Consider the following 1,944-nt stretch of genomic DNA (forward strand, 5'->3'; position numbering starts at 1 on the left):
CCATCATGTCCAACCTGTGAATTTCTCCCATTAGTTACATAGGGTACAATGGCTATTTTTTTTATCATTAACTTGTCCTCCTTTTCCACTTCTTATAACTTCAAATTTGTCATAATCATTCTACCATATCGTTATGTTTTTTGCCGGGGACAGGCACTTTTTTTATGACCGCTTCCACATACTGTTTAATTAAATCCTGCATAATCTTTGGCATACATCATCACCTCATTTTCTGCTGATAATACTATAAATTTCTTGATTTTATTATAACCAGTTTACCCTCGTTTCTCAATCAATATTTTCCATGTAACAATGTTACTGCTTTCTTCGACGAATTTTGTTCACCGTTATGGTATACATCTTGTTCTATATTTTTACTGAAATCAAAAAAAGCAGAGCCTGCTCCACTCAGACTCTGCCTCTCACTTTTTTCTTTTTATACTGCCGCTATTCTTCTACTTCTCTCTCATAAACGATCTCACCGCCAAGAACTGTCATATCCACTTTCGTGGCCTTGATCTCATCCGGGTCGATCTCATAGATATTCTTCTCGAGAATTACGAAGTCCGCATTTTTTCCCACTTCGATGGTTCCGTTCTCGTCTTCTGTATAGGAAGCGTAAGCTGCGTTTTTTGTAAAAAGCTTCACCGCTTCGTCTACGGATATTTTTTCGGATGGGATCCAGCCTTCCTGTGGCTGACCGCTGATATTTTTGCGGGTAACTGCAAAATAAATATTCTCCATTGCATCAAAGCTTACCACAGGAGCATCCGAGCCGCCGGACGTATGGATTCCCATATCTAGCATACTCTTCCATGCATACACCTTATCCATACGTTGTGCGCCGATGGCAGGTTCCACTGTGTTCATATCCAGATCGATAAATACCGGCTGGATATATGCCAGCAGATCCTGGTCTTTCATCCCCTGCAAAATACGCGGATTGGTGATCTGGCAATGCACGATACCATGTCTGCCCTTTTTGTTATCCTTCCGGTAAGGAGATTTCGCAGCTGCCTCAATGACCATATCCATGGCACGATCGCCTATACAGTGTACCGCCGCCTGCATCTGATGCCGATCAAAAAAAGCAAACAGATCGTCAAGCTCATCCTGATTGAATGTGATGATCCCGGTATTTTCCGGCGAATCCTCGTAAGGCTCATTCATGGCCGCTGTTCTTGCACCAAGGGAACCATCCTGGATCAGCTTCATCGGTCCAACAGTAAAGTGATCTCCCCTCTGCCCGGTACGATATCCTTCCTCGATAAAAGCCTTCGCATCCTCCGCCCGCTCAAAAAGGCACTGCTCATAATGGCGGATACTCAGCTCTCCTCTAGCATCCAGTGCCTTGTAGGAGGCCATGATCCGACGCCAGTTTTTTCCCGGAAGGGAGGCAAGATCATCGGACTGTACACCTGTAAATCCACATTCATTCAGCTTCTTCGCACTGTATCTGATGTAGCCTTCCACTTCTTCCTGGGATGGTGCTTCCAATACGGAAGAATAAAACTGTACTGCATTCTCCTTCAGAAGTCCGGTATCCAGATCAACCTCCTTCTCAATCTCCGGAAACTCCGGGATTTTTTTCAGAAGCTCCAGACCACAGCTGTTGCACACAGCCACATGCCCGCAGACACGCACCATAATGATGGGGATTTCCGTTGAGAGTGCATCCAGCTCATCCTTATGCGGATAGCGCGGCTTATCAAAATGCTCCTCATTCCAGCCTCTGCAGTAGAGCCAGGTCAGCTTCTGACCTTTACTCTCCTCCAGTCTTTTTTTTGCTGCAGCAAGCATTTCCTCAACACTTGTGCAGTCAAACAGTTTCACAGATCTTTCCACAAATGCATAATGCAGCATATGCATATGTGTATCCACAAAACCGGGCAGCATCAGCCTTCCCTTAAGGTCAATCCGTTTTTTGCAGGAAAAAGCTTCCGC

Annotated in this window: 1 protein-coding gene; it reads right to left on the reverse strand. The window is 45.0% G+C overall.

What is annotated here, in order from left to right; translation table 11 throughout:
* Positions 1–447 precede the first annotated feature (447 nt).
* Positions 448–1,944, reverse strand: a 1,497-nt coding sequence (locus ACZMB2_RS14085) for an amidohydrolase (RefSeq protein ID WP_487597177.1), incomplete at its 5' end; no start/stop codon positions are given.

It is taken from the genome of Hominiventricola sp. (assembly GCF_057604405.1).